The 13,320-nt window shown below is 65.3% G+C and carries 14 protein-coding genes and 2 tRNA genes; 11 read left to right on the top strand and 5 right to left on the bottom strand.

Annotated elements, in window-relative coordinates:
- Positions 1-65 precede the first annotated feature (65 nt).
- Together purN and purM are read right to left on the bottom strand one after the other, a co-directional pair.
- Positions 66-656: a phosphoribosylglycinamide formyltransferase gene (purN, locus tag NO357_RS00870; RefSeq protein WP_306733718.1), complete on the bottom strand. Its 591-nt coding sequence runs from the start codon at positions 654-656 to the stop codon at positions 66-68.
- A 1-nt stretch (position 657) separates the two neighbouring features.
- On the bottom strand, positions 658-1,698 hold the full coding sequence (gene purM / locus NO357_RS00865; RefSeq protein WP_306733717.1) for a phosphoribosylformylglycinamidine cyclo-ligase: 1,041 nt from the start codon (positions 1,696-1,698) through the stop codon (positions 658-660).
- 195 nt (positions 1,699-1,893) lie between these two features.
- Between purM and NO357_RS00860 the strand changes: the two genes are divergently transcribed.
- The 3 genes from NO357_RS00860 to NO357_RS00850 all read left to right on the top strand — a co-directional run bounded on the left by NO357_RS00860 (position 1,894) and on the right by NO357_RS00850 (position 3,880).
- A tRNA-Ile gene (locus NO357_RS00860) sits at positions 1,894-1,970 on the top strand.
- Positions 1,971-1,992: 22 nt separating this feature from the next.
- The gene (locus NO357_RS00855) at positions 1,993-3,063 is read left to right on the top strand and encodes an AbrB family protein (RefSeq protein WP_306733716.1); all 1,071 of its coding nucleotides are present in this window, start codon (positions 1,993-1,995) and stop codon (positions 3,061-3,063) included.
- Positions 3,064-3,124: 61 nt separating this feature from the next.
- The gene (locus NO357_RS00850; RefSeq protein WP_306733715.1) at positions 3,125-3,880 is read left to right on the top strand and encodes a 3-hydroxyacyl-CoA dehydrogenase; all 756 of its coding nucleotides are present in this window, start codon (positions 3,125-3,127) and stop codon (positions 3,878-3,880) included.
- 140 nt (positions 3,881-4,020) lie between these two features.
- Here the strand turns inward: NO357_RS00850 and NO357_RS00845 are convergent, their stop codons facing one another.
- The 3 genes from NO357_RS00845 to NO357_RS00835 all read right to left on the bottom strand — a co-directional run bounded on the left by NO357_RS00845 (position 4,021) and on the right by NO357_RS00835 (position 7,185).
- Positions 4,021-5,856, bottom strand: coding sequence for an ABC-F family ATP-binding cassette domain-containing protein (locus NO357_RS00845; RefSeq protein ID WP_306733714.1), 1,836 nt, complete (start codon positions 5,854-5,856; stop codon positions 4,021-4,023).
- 31 nt (positions 5,857-5,887) lie between these two features.
- Positions 5,888-6,619: a GNAT family N-acetyltransferase gene (locus NO357_RS00840; RefSeq protein ID WP_306733713.1), complete on the bottom strand. Its 732-nt coding sequence runs from the start codon at positions 6,617-6,619 to the stop codon at positions 5,888-5,890.
- A 107-nt stretch (positions 6,620-6,726) separates the two neighbouring features.
- Entirely contained in the window at positions 6,727-7,185 is a 459-nt protein-coding gene (locus NO357_RS00835) for an outer membrane protein assembly factor BamE (protein ID WP_306733712.1), read from the bottom strand.
- An 83-nt stretch (positions 7,186-7,268) separates the two neighbouring features.
- Between NO357_RS00835 and NO357_RS00830 the strand changes: the two genes are divergently transcribed.
- From NO357_RS00830 to NO357_RS00795, 8 genes are all read left to right on the top strand, one after another.
- Positions 7,269-7,817: a YceD family protein gene (locus NO357_RS00830; RefSeq protein ID WP_306733711.1), complete on the top strand. Its 549-nt coding sequence runs from the start codon at positions 7,269-7,271 to the stop codon at positions 7,815-7,817.
- A 236-nt stretch (positions 7,818-8,053) separates the two neighbouring features.
- On the top strand, positions 8,054-8,260 hold the full coding sequence (rpmF, locus tag NO357_RS00825) for a 50S ribosomal protein L32 (RefSeq protein WP_306733710.1): 207 nt from the start codon (positions 8,054-8,056) through the stop codon (positions 8,258-8,260).
- Between the two features lie 25 nt (positions 8,261-8,285).
- Positions 8,286-9,410 carry a phosphate acyltransferase PlsX gene (gene plsX, locus NO357_RS00820; RefSeq protein WP_306733709.1) on the top strand — a complete coding sequence of 375 codons (1,125 nt, stop codon included), beginning with the start codon at positions 8,286-8,288 and terminating at the stop codon, positions 9,408-9,410.
- Positions 9,407-10,381 carry a beta-ketoacyl-ACP synthase III gene (locus NO357_RS00815; RefSeq protein WP_306733708.1) on the top strand — a complete coding sequence of 325 codons (975 nt, stop codon included), beginning with the start codon at positions 9,407-9,409 and terminating at the stop codon, positions 10,379-10,381. Before plsX ends, NO357_RS00815 begins: the two co-directional genes overlap by 4 nt.
- Before the next feature lie 127 nt (positions 10,382-10,508).
- Positions 10,509-10,811 (top strand): integration host factor subunit alpha, encoded by a 303-nt coding sequence (gene ihfA / locus NO357_RS00810; protein ID WP_306733707.1) that lies wholly within the window; start codon positions 10,509-10,511, stop codon positions 10,809-10,811.
- Positions 10,812-10,838: 27 nt separating this feature from the next.
- On the top strand, positions 10,839-11,990 hold the full coding sequence (locus NO357_RS00805; protein ID WP_306733706.1) for a MerR family transcriptional regulator: 1,152 nt from the start codon (positions 10,839-10,841) through the stop codon (positions 11,988-11,990).
- Positions 11,991-12,066: 76 nt separating this feature from the next.
- Positions 12,067-12,143: transfer RNA gene (locus NO357_RS00800), tRNA-Pro, on the top strand.
- Positions 12,144-12,240: 97 nt separating this feature from the next.
- Positions 12,241-13,317 carry a 2'-deoxycytidine 5'-triphosphate deaminase gene (locus NO357_RS00795; RefSeq protein WP_306733705.1) on the top strand — a complete coding sequence of 359 codons (1,077 nt, stop codon included), beginning with the start codon at positions 12,241-12,243 and terminating at the stop codon, positions 13,315-13,317.
- Positions 13,318-13,320 lie beyond the last annotated feature (3 nt).

Raw genomic sequence — 13,320 nt, 5'->3', positions numbered from 1 at the left:
TTTCTCGGGCTTGCCGGGTCTTACGCGGTTTTCTCCGGAAAAGGAAGAAGGCCCGTCACGTCAAATCACGGCAGAAAGAGCGGCGCGCGATTGCCTTCGGCAAAGCGGCGCAGCACCGCCGGGTAGAGGATGTGCTCCTGCACCAGCACCCGCGCCGCCAGCGTCTCGGGGGTGTCGCCCGGTTCGACCGGCACCCGTGCCTGCCCCAGGATCGGCCCGTCATCGAGCTCGGCCGTGACCTCGTGCACCGTACAGCCCGCCTCGGTATCGCCGGCCGCCAGCGCCCGGGCATGGGTCTGCAGCCCACGATATTTCGGCAAAAGCGACGGATGGATGTTCAGCATCCGCCCGGCATATTGATTGATGAACACCGGCGTCAGGATGCGCATAAACCCGGCCAGGCAGATGATGTCGGGGGCATGCGCGTCAATCATGGAAATCAGCTTTCTTTCAAAGCCTTCCCGGTCACCCTTGAAGTCCCGGTGGTCGACGGCTGCGGTGGCGATCCCCATCGCGCGGGCCTTGTCCAGTCCACCCGCCGCAGGGTCGTTCGAAAGCACCAGCACCGGCCGCGCGGGATGGTCGTCCACCATGCTTTCGGCCAGCTTCACCATGTTCGATCCGCCGCCCGAAATCAGGATCGCCACCCGTTTCACGTCAGAGCGCTCCGGAGTAGTGCACGCCCGCACCTGCCGTTACACGACCGAGCTCGAAAACCTGCTCGCCCTCTGTCTCGAACAGCGCCTTCAGCGCCCCGGCGCGAGCGGCGTCGCAGACCACGACCATGCCGACGCCGCAGTTGAAGGTCTTGAGCATCTCGGCCTCGTCGAGGCCACCGGTCTGGCGCAGCCACCCAAACACCCCCGGCAATTCCCAGGCGCCCAGGTCGATCTCGGCACCCAACCCCTCCGGCAGCACCCGCGGCAGGTTCTCGGTCAGCCCGCCGCCGGTGATATGCGCCAGCGCGTGCACGCCGCCCGCCCGCACCGCCGCCAGCGCCTGTGTCACGTAGAGCCGCGTCGGCGCCAGCAGTGCCGCGCCAAGGCTGCCTTCGCCCCAGGGGCAGTCGGCGTCCCAGCCCAGCCCGCTGATCTCGACCAGCTTGCGCACCAGACTATAGCCGTTGGAATGCACGCCGTTCGAGCCCAGTCCCAGCAGGACATCGCCTTCGGCGACACCCTCAGGCAGGTCCGTGCCGCGCTCCATCGCGCCGACGGCAAAGCCCGCCAGGTCGAAATCGCCGTCCGGGTACATCCCCGGCATCTCCGCGGTCTCGCCACCGATCAGGGCACAGCCCGACAGCACGCAGCCCTCGGCAATGCCCTCGATGATCCGCGCCGCGGTCTCGGTCTCGAGCTTGCCGGTGGCGAAATAATCCAGGAAAAACAGCGGCTCCGCCCCCTGGCACACCAGGTCGTTGACGCACATCGCCACCAGGTCCTGGCCGACGCCGTCGACCTCGCCGGTGTCGATCGCGATCCTCAGCTTGGTGCCGACCCCGTCGGTCGCCGCGACCAGCACCGGGTCGACATAACCGGCGGCCTTGAGATCGAACAGCGCCCCGAAGCCACCGAGCCCCGCCATCACCCCCGGCCGCGCCGTCCGCTTCGCCGCCGGCTTGATCCGCTCCACCAACGCGTTGCCCGCATCGATATCCACGCCCGCCTCGGCATAGGTGATCCCGTTCTTCTTGCCCATGGCGCAATCCCCCGTAACAGTTGCCGCAGCGCCTACCCCATCCGGCGTCGCCATGCAACGCGCTGTCCCTGCCAGGCCCCTTCTTCTTGCCAGAAATATCCCGGGGATGCGGGGGCAGCGCCCCCGCTCCTGCCCGCGCCGCCCGCCCGCCACCGCTTGACCCTGCGGCGCAAACTGCTAGCTAAGGCAATGGATGGGCCTGTAGCTCAATTGGTTAGAGCAGAGCGCTCATAACGCTTTGGTTGCGGGTTCGAGTCCTGCCGGGCCTACCATCCTCCCGAATGAAAGAGACCCATGCCGTTTGTCCGCCCCGCCCTGATCACCCTCGCGCTCTGCGGGTTGGGCGGCTTCGGCGGCTGGCTGGCCTCCTACACACCGCTGCCGCTGCCCTGGCTCCTCGGCAGTCTGATCGCCTGCGCCATTCCCGCCATCGGCCTGCCGCGGTTCCTGCCTGCGGGCTACAGCTTCCCGATGAAGTTCCGGGTGCTGTTCATCGCCATCATCGGGCTGGTGATCGGCGCCCAGGTCTCGCCCGAGTTGCTGGCCCAGCCCCAGGCGCTGGCCTTGTCGATGGGCGCCATTGTGGTGTTCGTGCCGATCGCGTTCGGCGCCAATTACCTGGTTTTCCGCAGGCTCGGCGGCTACGACCACGCAACCGCCTATTACTCGGCCGCCCCCGGCGGCCTGATCGAGGCGATCACCATGGGCGAAGCCGCCGGGGCCGATATCCGCCGTCTCGTCACCCAGCAGTTCCTGCGAATCGTGGCGGTGATCGGCATGGTGCCGCTGGGTCTGTCGCTCTACGAAGGCCACCCGGTCGGCTCGGCCGCGGGCATGGGCCTCTCGGCCATGCCCGAGCCCACCAACTGGCCGCTCATCATCGCCGCCCATGCCGCCGGTATCACGCTCGGACGGCTGTTGCGTCTGCCCGCCTGGCAGCTCACCGGCGCGCTACTGGTGTCGGCCGGACTGGCGCTGTCGGGTTATCCGCTGTCGGTGCCGCCCTGGTTGATGCAACTGGCACAGGTCGTGGTCGGCGCCTCGCTGGGGATGCGCTTCGCCGGGTTAAGCCGCGCGATGCTGGTCAAGGGGCTCGGCCTTGCCGTCGTCTCGGTCACCGCGATGTTGGCGATCGGCAGCGCGCTGGCGTTGCTGATCCGGCCTTACGTGGGGCAGACCTTCGAGGTGCTGCTGATCACCTTCGCCCCCGGCGGCATCAACGAAATGGCCCTCGTCGCCCTCTCGCTGCAGGCCAACCCGGCCTTCGTCACCCTGCACCACGTCTTCCGCATCTCAATTACCGTGCTGGCGCTCGGGGCAATGAACCGCCTGATCGCCCGGCGCAACGCCTCATCAGAACTTTGACACCCCGCGCCCGCCGCGTTACTGAACACTCGTTCATTTCACTCTGGAAGGAGCCCGTCCCATGCAAATCTCCGACACCTGCGCCGTGATCACCGGTGGCGCCTCGGGCCTCGGCGAGGCCACCGCCCGCCAATTCGCCGCCTCCGGTGCCAAGGTCACCCTGCTCGACCGCGACAGCGCGCGCGGCGAGGCGGTCGCGGCCGAGATCGGCGGCACCTTCGCCGAAACCGACGTGACCAGCGAAGACAGCGTCGCCGCTGCCATCGCCAGGGCCAGAGAGGCCATGGGCCGCATCACCTGCGCGGTGAACTGCGCCGGCATCGGCACCGCCGAGAAGACGCTGGGCAAGGAGGGCCCGCATTCGCTTGACCACTACAAGCGGATTCTCGACATCAACCTGATGGGCAGCTTCAACGTCGCCCGGCTGGCGGCCGCCGAAATGGCCGGCAACGAACCCGACAGCGATGGCGCCCGCGGCGTGATCATCAACACCGCTTCGATTGCAGCCTTCGACGGTCAGAAGGGCCAGGTCGGCTATGCCAGCTCCAAGGGCGGCATCGTCGGCATGACCCTGCCGATGGCGCGTGACCTCGCGCGCAGCGGCATCCGGGTGATGACCATTGCGCCGGGTATCTTCGCCACGCCGATGCTGATGGGCCTGCCGCAGGAGGTGCAAGACAGCCTCGCGGCCGACGTCACCTGCCCGCAACGGCTGGGCGATCCCAGTGAATACGCCCGGCTGGCGCAGTTCATCGTCGAGTGCGGCTATCTCAACGGCACCGTGATCCGCATCGATGGCGCCCTGCGGATGCAGTGACCGGGGCGTTTTGCCGTAGGCCGGGCTTAAGCCCGGCTTACCGCAGCCTGCGCGGGATCACCAAGGTTAACGCGTTTTCTGCCATACCCATCGCAGCCAGCCTGCCAGCCAGCGTGCCATACCGCCGTCTGCGGCGCGGATTAACCGTTTATCTCGGCCTTTTCAGCAAGCGTTAACCACTCTTCCTCGGCGGCCCGCAGCGATGCCTGTCGCTCGACCAGCGCCTCGGTCGCCTTCTGAAACTTAGCCGGTTCGGCCGTGTACAGGTCCGGTTGCGCGAGGAAGCCCTCGAGCTTGCCGATTTCCGCCTCCAGACGGTCGATGACCGCGGGCAGTTCTTCCAGCCGGTGTTTCTCGGTGAAGGACAACCCGGATCTGGACTCGGAACCGGGTTTGACCACCGCTTTCAGCTTTCCCGCGGACCGTTTTGATTTCTCTTTCTTTTCCGGCGCGTCACCAATCGTGCCCCCGGCCTTTTGTGCCTGGTAGTCGCTCCAGCCGCCGGCATAAACCGTGGCCCGGCCGTTGCCTTCCATGGCGATGGTGATACTCGCCACGCGGTCGAGGAAATCGCGGTCGTGGCTGACCAGCAGCACGGTGCCGTCGTAATCGTCCAGCAGCTCCTGCAGCAGGTCGAGCGTCTCGACATCGAGATCGTTGGTTGGCTCATCCAGCACCAGCAGGTTGCTTTCACGCGCCATCAGCCTGGCCAACAGTAACCGCGCTTTTTCTCCGCCTGACAATGACTTGACCGGCGCTCTTGCCTGACGCTCGTCGAACAGAAACTCCTTGAGATAACCGACCACGTGGCGCGGGCTGCCACGCACCATCACCTGATCCGATTGCCCCGAAACCCGCATCCCAGGATCGCTGGTCAAGCTGTCCCACAGCGTCGCCTCAGGGTCGAGTTGAGTCCGGGCCTGATCGAACACCGCCGCCTCCAGGTTGGTGCCATGCTTGACCGTCCCCGTATCCGGCACCGTCTCCTGCATCAGCAGTTTCAACAGCGTCGTCTTGCCCACGCCATTGGGCCCGACGAAGGCCACCCGATCCCCGCGCATCACCGTCAGGTCGAAGTCGCGAATGATTGGCTTGCCATCATAAGTCTTGGAAATACCGCTGGCTTCGATCACCTTGCGGCCAGACTTTGGGCCCGCCTCCAACGCCATGCCCGCCGTGCCCTGCCGCTGAATCTGGGCGGCGCGCTCCTGGCGCATCTCCTGCAGGGCCCGCACCCGTCCCATGTTGCGCTTGCGTCGGGCGCTGATGCCTTCCACCGCCCATCGCGCCTCTGCCTTGATCTTGCGGTCCAGTTTATGGCGGGCGAGGTCTTCCTCCTCCCAGATCTTGTCCCGCCAGGCTTCGAATGCCGCGAACCCCTGCTCCTGCCTTCGCACGTTTCCTCTGTCTATCCAGAGGGTTGCCCGCGTAAGCTCTCGTAGAAAGGCGCGATCGTGCGAGATCAGAACGAAGGCGGCGCGGATCGATTTCAACTCCTGCTCCAGCCACAGAACGGCCTCGATATCGAGGTGATTGGTGGGTTCGTCCAGCAGCATCAACTCCGGCGCCTCTGCCATCAGTTTGGCCAGCGCCGCCCGCCGCCGCTCGCCGCCCGAGGCGGTCTCGACCGGGCGTTCAGGATCGAATTTCAACCCTTCGCCCGCCCTCTCGACACGGTAGAGTTCGCCCGGCTCCAACCCGCTTGCGGCATAGTCGCCGAGTGTGGCGAATCCGGCCATGTCGGGCTCCTGCTCCATGTAGCCGACACGCACACCGGGTCCGGCCACAACGGCCCCCTGATCTTGTTCAACAATGCCCGCCATCACCTTGAGAAGCGTTGATTTTCCGGAACCGTTCCGCCCTACCAGCGCGATCCGGTCGCCTTGCTGCACGACCAGCGAGACGCCGTCGAGCACCGGCTCCCCGCCGAAGGTGAGCGCGATGTCGGTGAGTTGCAGAAGCGGTGTCCGGGCCATGCCCGTCAGCTATCCCCGCCCGGCACCAGCGTCAAGCGGCCGCGGCGCGCAACAGCCGCATCCGGGCCGGCGGAATCGCGGCAATCTCGAGCCCGGTGAAGACATGCAGCGTGCCCATCCGGGCATCGACCACCGCATGATCGCTGACCCAGCCCCCCATTGAAAGATAGGTTTTCAGAAGCGGCGGCATTCGTCGCATTGCCTGTTTCACGTCCGGTTTGCGCCGCCGTTGCTGGGCAAAGCGGACCACCTTGGGGGCCTTGACCCGCGGCAGCCAGCGTTTCGGCGCCAGGTGGCGCTCCCGCAACATGGCGAAGGCATCGAGATACTCGGCCCCGTCCGTGCCCGCGAAAGACGAACAGCCAAACAGCATTTTCACATGCTTAACATCGACATACGCCGCAAGCGCGGCCCAGGCGATACGCAGGATGTCGGGATCTGCCCTGCCCGCCGCGCTACAGAACCGGCCGATCTCGAGCATGGCGCCGTCAAAGGATTCCAGGGCCGCGAGCCCGTAGTACTGCGCCGAGTAGCTACGCCCGATCTGCCCGGGGGCCAAATACAGGACCCGACAGCACGCCAACAAACGATCGGTGCCCCGCTCCTCCACCATCAAGTGGCGGCAGACCGGGTCGTATTGATCGGCGTCGATCCCGTCGCGCCCGAAAAAGGCCCGGTGCCGCAACGCCTGTGTGGCGCGGATTTCGGCCGCGGTTTCGGCAAAGCGCGCGCGATAACACCCCTTGTCCAGAGCCAGCGCCATCGCCCTCTCCTTTTCGTCAGAAAGTCAGGCGCCCGAAGCATAGCACGCAAGTCATGACACGCCGATGAAACACCGCAAGCAAACAAAGCTCTCCGCGACGGCGGCGGTCACTCCTGGTTGAAGATCGAAGTCGGGTCGAAGTTTCCGAGATTGCCGAGAAGCTGTCGCAGGAACCCCTTGCCCTCGACGCTGGAACTGGTCACCCGCCGCGCCAGCGGCACGATCCGTCCGTCTTCGAGACCGAACCGCTCGATGTTCTGCACCACGTCGTTGCTGTCGAAGCTGATGGCCAGGACCTGGCGTTCGACCACTTGCGGCTCGAGCATGCCGAAATGGCGCACCCGGCTGCGAACATAATAGTAGTCCCCGCCTTGAAGCAGCCCGCCCGCCGACGGCTCCCCGATCACGTCATCGACCGTGGCACGCGAGTCGACCCCAACGACGATTTCAGCAAGCTCTTCCTCGCTGGGAACATAACCGTGGTTGCGATAGACTGCCGCGCAGGCCGACACGGCACAGAGCACGAGGACTGCCAGCCCAAGCTTCGCTTTGGATAATCCCGCCATACCGCTGCCCTCTTGCCTTGGCGATTTGCGCCTTTTATCCCGCTTACAACAGCTTCGCCCCTTTCTTCAAGAATGGAAAAGCCATGCCCCAGTTTAGTTCGACGCGTCTGAAGGTGGCAGATCTGCCGCAAAACCGGCCGACAGCCTTCCACCTCACGCCCGATCGGGCCCGGATGACCGAGATCGCTGCGGCCCTCGGACTGAGCGAATTGCGCAAGCTGCGCTTCGAGGGCGAGATCGCCTCGGCCGGCAAAACCGACTGGCAACTTCACGCCCGGCTCGGGGCCACCGTGGTGCAGCCCTGCGTCGTCACGCTGGCGCCGGTGACCACCCGGATCGAAGACGAGGTGACCCGTCGTTTCGTCGCCCATCTGCCGGAAGAGGCGATGGAGGGCGAGGAAATCGAGATGCCGGAAGACGACTCGATCGAGAAGCTGGGCGTCGAGATCGACCTCGACGCGGTGATGACCGAGGCGCTGGCGCTGGCACTGCCGCTCTATCCGCGCGCCGACGGCGCCGCGCTCGAGACCGTGCAGTTCACCGAGCCGGGCAAGGCACCAATGACAGATGAGGACGCCCGGCCCTTCGCCGGGCTTGCGGCGCTGCGCGACAAGCTGGAAAGCGACGAGTAATCGGCCGCGGGAAAATTCGCTGCGACGCGGAAAAACCGCTTGCACCAAGGCCGATTCCGGCTATTTTCCTGCACTCTTGCGAAATTAGTGTTGGACAGGCCGGTGCGATCCGAATAAGAGCCTGCAACACCCGCGAAAAGGGCGCCAGGCGCCTTCAAAGGAAACTGGACGCGTGGCCTGAAGCCGGATGCCGGTGAAGGGGCATGGGTCCGCGAACATGGAATTGAGGTTGCGACATGGCTGTCCAACAGAACAAAGTCTCGAAATCGCGCCGCAACAACCGCCGCGCCCATGACGCGCTGGTTGCTGCAAACCCGAACGAGTGCTCCAACTGCGGCGAGCTGAAACGCCCGCACCACGTCTGCCCGTCCTGCGGGCACTATGACGATCGCGAGATCGTCGCGGTGGTCGACGAGATCGAGCTCGACGAAGACGCGGCCTGAGGCCGCATCGGGGTCCGCCCGCGGCATGACTGGCGAACAGGTACATCCCGGCCAGACATCATCGGGCGACGCGCCTGAGCGGATCACCATTTCCGTCGACGCCATGGGTGGCGACAAGGGGCCGGCGACCGTGGTCGCCGGCATTTCGCGTTCGGTCAAGGCCAACCCCGACATCGCTTTCATCCTGCACGGGCCTAAAGACGTAATCGGACCGCTGGTCGCGCGTCGGAAGAATCTTGCCGGGCGCTGCGAGATTCGCGATGCCCGGGGCGTCGTGTCGATGGACGACAAGCCCGGCCACATCCTGCGCGCCTCGAAGGACACGTCGATGTACTCGGCACTCGACTCGGTCCGCATCGGCGAGGCCAGCGCCTGCGTCTCCTGCGGCAACACCGGCGCGCTGATGCTGCTGTCGGTGGTACGGCTGCGCAAGCTGCCCGGGGTCTATCGCCCGGCTATCGCCGTGCTGTGGCCATCGCACAACCCGCAGGAATTTAACGTGATGCTCGACGCCGGCGCCGATGTGAAGGCCGACGAGCGCGACCTGCTGCAATATGCACTGATGGGCGCGTCCTATGCCCGCAACGGGCTCGGGCTCGAACGGCCGCGCGTCGGGCTCCTGAATGTCGGCACCGAAGAGTTCAAGGGCCGTCCCGAGATGCGGGCTGCCAACGACCTGATTGCCGAGAACGCCGCCGCCGCCAAGTTCGACTATGTCGGATTTGTCGAGGGATCGGACATACCCGGCAACCGTTGCGACGTGATCGTGACCGACGGCTTCACCGGTAACGTGGCGCTGAAAACCGGCGAAGGCACCGCCTCACTTATTGGATATTTCCTGAAGGAAGCGTTCAAGTACACACCGCTGTCGCGGCTTGCCTCGCTATTGGCCTATACTTCGCTGCAGCGGCTGAAAAAGCGAATCGATCCGCGCCGGGTAAATGGTGGCGTCTTTCTCGGGCTCAACGGCACGGTGGTGAAATCCCATGGCGGCGCCGACGCCACCGGCGTTGCCGCTGCGGTCAAGCTTGCGTTCCAGCTTGGTCAGAGTCATTTCTCCGAGAAGCTCGCGGCGCGGATCGCCGCAGCCACGATGGCGGCCAGCGACGGCAGCGACATCAAAGACCTGAAGGGCGGTGACGCGAAATGACCATACGAGCAGTCGTTCAAGGCGTCGGCCATTACCTGCCGGAAAACGTCGTGCCCAACAGCGCCTTCGAGAAAACGCTCGAGACCTCGGACGAGTGGATTCGCTCGCGCTCGGGCATCGAGCGCCGCCACTTCGCGGCCGAGGGTGAAACCACGTCGGACATGGGGATCATCGCCGCCCGCCGGGCGCTCGCCTCGGCCGGGATGGAGCCCGACGACATCGACGCCGTGGTCGTGGCCACCTCGACCCCTGACCTGACCTTCCCTTCGGTCGCCACCATGGTGCAGGCCGGCCTCGGCATGACCCGCGGTTTTGCCTTCGATGTGCAGGCGGTCTGCGCCGGCTTCGTCTTCGCCCTGACCAACGCCAACGCGCTGGTGCTGTCGGGCCAGGCCAAGACCGTCCTGGTGATCGGGGCAGAGACCTTCTCACGCATCATGGACTGGACCGACCGGTCGACCTGTGTGCTGTTCGGCGACGGCGCAGGCGCGTTGGTGCTGAAAGCCCAGAGGGGTGATGGCACCGCCGCAGACCGTGGCGTGCTCAGCGCCGATCTCAATTCCGATGGCCGCTTCCGCGACATGCTCTTTGTCGATGGCGGGGTGTCTTCGACCGGCCATTCCGGCAAGCTCAGAATGCAGGGCAACCCGCTGTTCCGCCAGGCCGTCGACAAGCTCACCACCACCGCCCACGCAGCGCTGTCGAAGGCCGGACTGACCGACGAAGCGGTCGACTGGATCGTGCCGCACCAGGCCAATATTCGCATCATCGAGGGCACCGCCAAGAAGATGGGCGTGCCGATGGAGCGCGTCATTGTCACCGTGCAGGACCATGGCAACACCTCAGCCGCCTCGATTCCGCTGGCGCTGTCGGTGGGCGTCGAGCGTGGTCAGATCAAAGCAGGCGATCTCCTCGTCACCGAGGCGATCGGCGGCGGACTGGCCTGGGGCGCGGTGGTACTGCGCTGGTAGGAGACCGCCGCGCGACCACGAAAACTGCAAAAAACCGCCACGAAACGGCGACTTACAAGCCATTGATATTGACTCGGAAATTCCTATGCCCCTAGAGTTGAGAAAACCAAAGGGGGGACGGTGACAAATGAGTGATAAGACACTGACGCGCATGGACCTCAGCGAAGCCGTTTTCCGCGAAGTTGGCCTGTCGCGCAACGATTCCGCTCAGTTGGTGGAAAGCGTGCTGCAGCACATGTCCGATGCGCTTGTCCGTGGTGAGCAAGTCAAGATCTCATCCTTCGGCACCTTCTCGATTCGGGAAAAGGCCGCCCGCGTTGGCCGCAACCCCAAGACCGGCGAGGAAGTTCCGATCAACCCGCGTCGGGTACTCACTTTTCGCCCGTCGCATCTGATGAAGGAACGGGTCGCCGAGGGCAACAAACGCTAGACCCTTCAGAGGAGGCACGAGCAGTCAATGGCGAAATCCGCCGACGCCTTCCGCACTATTTCCGAAGTCGCTGACTGGCTGGGGGTTCCAGCCCATGTCCTGCGATTCTGGGAAAGCAAATTCAGCCAGGTCAAGCCGGTCAAACGCGCCGGCGGGCGGCGCTACTACCGCCCCACCGATATGCAGCTTCTGGGGGGGATCAAGAAGCTTCTGCACGATGACGGCATGACCATCAAGGGTGTGCAGAAAGTACTTCGAGAACAGGGCGTTAAGCACGTTTCCTCATTCTCAAAACCGCTTGAATTCGACACCGGCGACACGGTCGAAGGCAGCCTGGCGCAAACCCAGTCGGCGGGCCTGGAATCGCCGGTCCACGACGCCGCGGAAAGCGCCTCGGTCGTGCCTTTCCAACGCGACGTGGCCGGGACGGGTCCAGACGACATGGCGACCGTTGCAGCGGAGACTTTCGAACCGATCACAGACTCCGCTGGCGCTGACGACATGGGCGACATCGACACCGCATCCGAGCCGGTTCCGGAACCGGACGATATCGCGGCCGACATGGCCGCCGAGGTCGATGAAGACACCGAGACGGCCGCCGGCCAGGCAACCGGGTCTGAGGACGACATCCCGGCCGGCGATACCAGCGTGCTCGAAGACTTCGCAGCGCCGCCAATCGACGCCGCCGATACGGACGCCGAAGCCGAACCTGCCGTCGAACCGGCGTCCCCTGGAACGCCGGAAACCGCCGCACACCCGGACCAAGGTGAAACGCCGGCCGACGCCGAACCGGCCGCGGCGACAGGCGCCGAGGACGAATCGGGCGACCAATCGGGCGACCTCATCGGCGCCGAGCCGGAAACGGCTCCGGCGGCGGACCTGCCTGGGTTCCTGCATCGCACAACCGCTGCTACGCACGACCTTACTGCGGCGGACGAAGCGGGCCCCGACACTGCTGAGGCGGAACAGGAACCCGAACCGGAGCCCCTGCGCCCGGCCATGATCGACCTGCCGCCCGACCCCGAGGATGACGAGATCTCGGCGCCGCCGGGTGTACTCGCTTCGCTGGCTGCGCGCCGCGGGCGTCCGCTCGCCGCCTCGGCCATGACTGAGGCCGCTGCCCTGCGTGACAAGCTGGCGGCGCTGGCCGCCCATCAAGGCGCTGCCGGCCCGGAATAAGCTCGAGACAATCCCCTGCGGGCGCGGATTTTCCCCCTTGCTCCTGAGCTCAAAACCGCTATGTAAGCCAGACCGTCGGGCTATAGCGCAGTCTGGTAGCGCGTCCGTCTGGGGGACGGGAGGTCGCAGGTTCGAATCCTGCTAGCCCGACCATCGCTCGCCCCCGCCCGCCCCGAAATCGGCAATTTCGCGTTTTCTTTGGTCTCTTGGGGCGTTATCACCTGTCAAACGGACAAAAAATAGGCCCGACATGACAGGCGTTCTGGCAAGCCAGCAACTGGACCGGATGATCGCCGACGGCGCGATCGCGGCGACTCCTCCGATCCTGCCCGAACAGGTCCAACCCGCCAGCCTCGACCTGCGGCTCGGCACCCGCGCCTGGCGGGTCCGCGCCTCATTTCTCGCCGGTGAGGGCCGCACAGTGGCGCAGCGGCTGGAAGAGTTCGAGATGCACCAGATCGACCTCACCCACGGCGCGGTGCTGGAGAAAGGCTGCGTCTATGTCGTACCGCTGATGGAGCGCCTCTCCCTGCCCCCCGAGGTACAGGCCGTCGCGAATGCGAAAAGCTCAACCGGGCGACTCGACCTGCTGACCCGGACCATCACCGATGGCGGCGAGGAATTCGATCGCGTCGCCCCAGGTTACGACGGACCGCTTTATGCCGAGATTTGTCCGCGCAGCTTCTCGGTGTTGGTGCGTCCGGGCATGCGCCTGAACCAGATCCGTTTCCGCGCCGGTCAGGCGGTGCTCTCCGACGACGAACTCCGCATGCTGCACGCCGAAAGTCCGCTGGTCGATGGTGATGCCGTGATTGACGGCGGCCTCGGCTTCTCGGTCGATCTCAAGCCTGCCGAGAGCACACTCGTGGGCTATCGCGCCAAACCTCACACCGGGGTGATCGACCTGGACCGTATCGGCTTCTACGACCCGACGGAGTTCTGGGAAGAGATCCGCACCTCCGCCGGCCAGATCATCCTCGACCCGGGTGCCTTTTATATCCTGGTGAGCCGTGAAGCCGTGCATATCCCGCCGGCCTATGCCGCCGAGATGGCGCCTTTTCTCGCCATGGTGGGCGAATTCCGGGTGCACTATGCCGGGTTCTTCGATCCCGGCTTCGGCCATGCCCAGGCCGGCGGCGCCGGCTCGCGCGGCGTGCTCGAGGTGCGCTGTCACGAATCTCCGTTCGTGCTCGAACATGGCCAGGTCGTCGGCCGGCTGGTCTATGAACGGATGGCCGAGGTGCCCGGCCAGCTCTATGGTCAGGACATCGCTTCGAACTACCAGGGCCAGGGCCTGAAGCTCTCAAAGCATTTCCGCGCCGTTTGAGTC

The organism is Marimonas arenosa (genome assembly GCF_030848945.1).
Lineage (GTDB): Bacteria > Pseudomonadota > Alphaproteobacteria > Rhodobacterales > Rhodobacteraceae > Marimonas > Marimonas arenosa.
The sequence above is the reverse complement of the archived record's forward strand: the minus strand, read 5'-3'. Positions and strand labels throughout refer to the sequence as shown.

Coding starts and splice junctions, on each gene's coding strand:
- NO357_RS00850 (WP_306733715.1), top strand. CDS start 3,125: ATGCAAATCTCCGACACCTGCGCCGTGATCACCGGTGGCGCCTCGGGC.
- plsX (WP_306733709.1), top strand. CDS start 8,286: ATGACTGGCGAACAGGTACATCCCGGCCAGACATCATCGGGCGACGCG.
- NO357_RS00845 (WP_306733714.1), bottom strand. CDS start 5,856: ATGGCCCGGACACCGCTTCTGCAACTCACCGACATCGCGCTCACCTTC.
- NO357_RS00840 (WP_306733713.1), bottom strand. CDS start 6,619: ATGGCGCTGGCTCTGGACAAGGGGTGTTATCGCGCGCGCTTTGCCGAA.
- purM (WP_306733717.1), bottom strand. CDS start 1,698: ATGGGCAAGAAGAACGGGATCACCTATGCCGAGGCGGGCGTGGATATC.
- NO357_RS00795 (WP_306733705.1), top strand. CDS start 12,241: ATGACAGGCGTTCTGGCAAGCCAGCAACTGGACCGGATGATCGCCGAC.
- NO357_RS00805 (WP_306733706.1), top strand. CDS start 10,839: ATGGCGAAATCCGCCGACGCCTTCCGCACTATTTCCGAAGTCGCTGAC.
- rpmF (WP_306733710.1), top strand. CDS start 8,054: ATGGCTGTCCAACAGAACAAAGTCTCGAAATCGCGCCGCAACAACCGC.
- NO357_RS00835 (WP_306733712.1), bottom strand. CDS start 7,185: ATGGCGGGATTATCCAAAGCGAAGCTTGGGCTGGCAGTCCTCGTGCTC.
- NO357_RS00815 (WP_306733708.1), top strand. CDS start 9,407: ATGACCATACGAGCAGTCGTTCAAGGCGTCGGCCATTACCTGCCGGAA.
- ihfA (WP_306733707.1), top strand. CDS start 10,509: ATGAGTGATAAGACACTGACGCGCATGGACCTCAGCGAAGCCGTTTTC.
- NO357_RS00830 (WP_306733711.1), top strand. CDS start 7,269: ATGCCCCAGTTTAGTTCGACGCGTCTGAAGGTGGCAGATCTGCCGCAA.
- NO357_RS00855 (WP_306733716.1), top strand. CDS start 1,993: ATGCCGTTTGTCCGCCCCGCCCTGATCACCCTCGCGCTCTGCGGGTTG.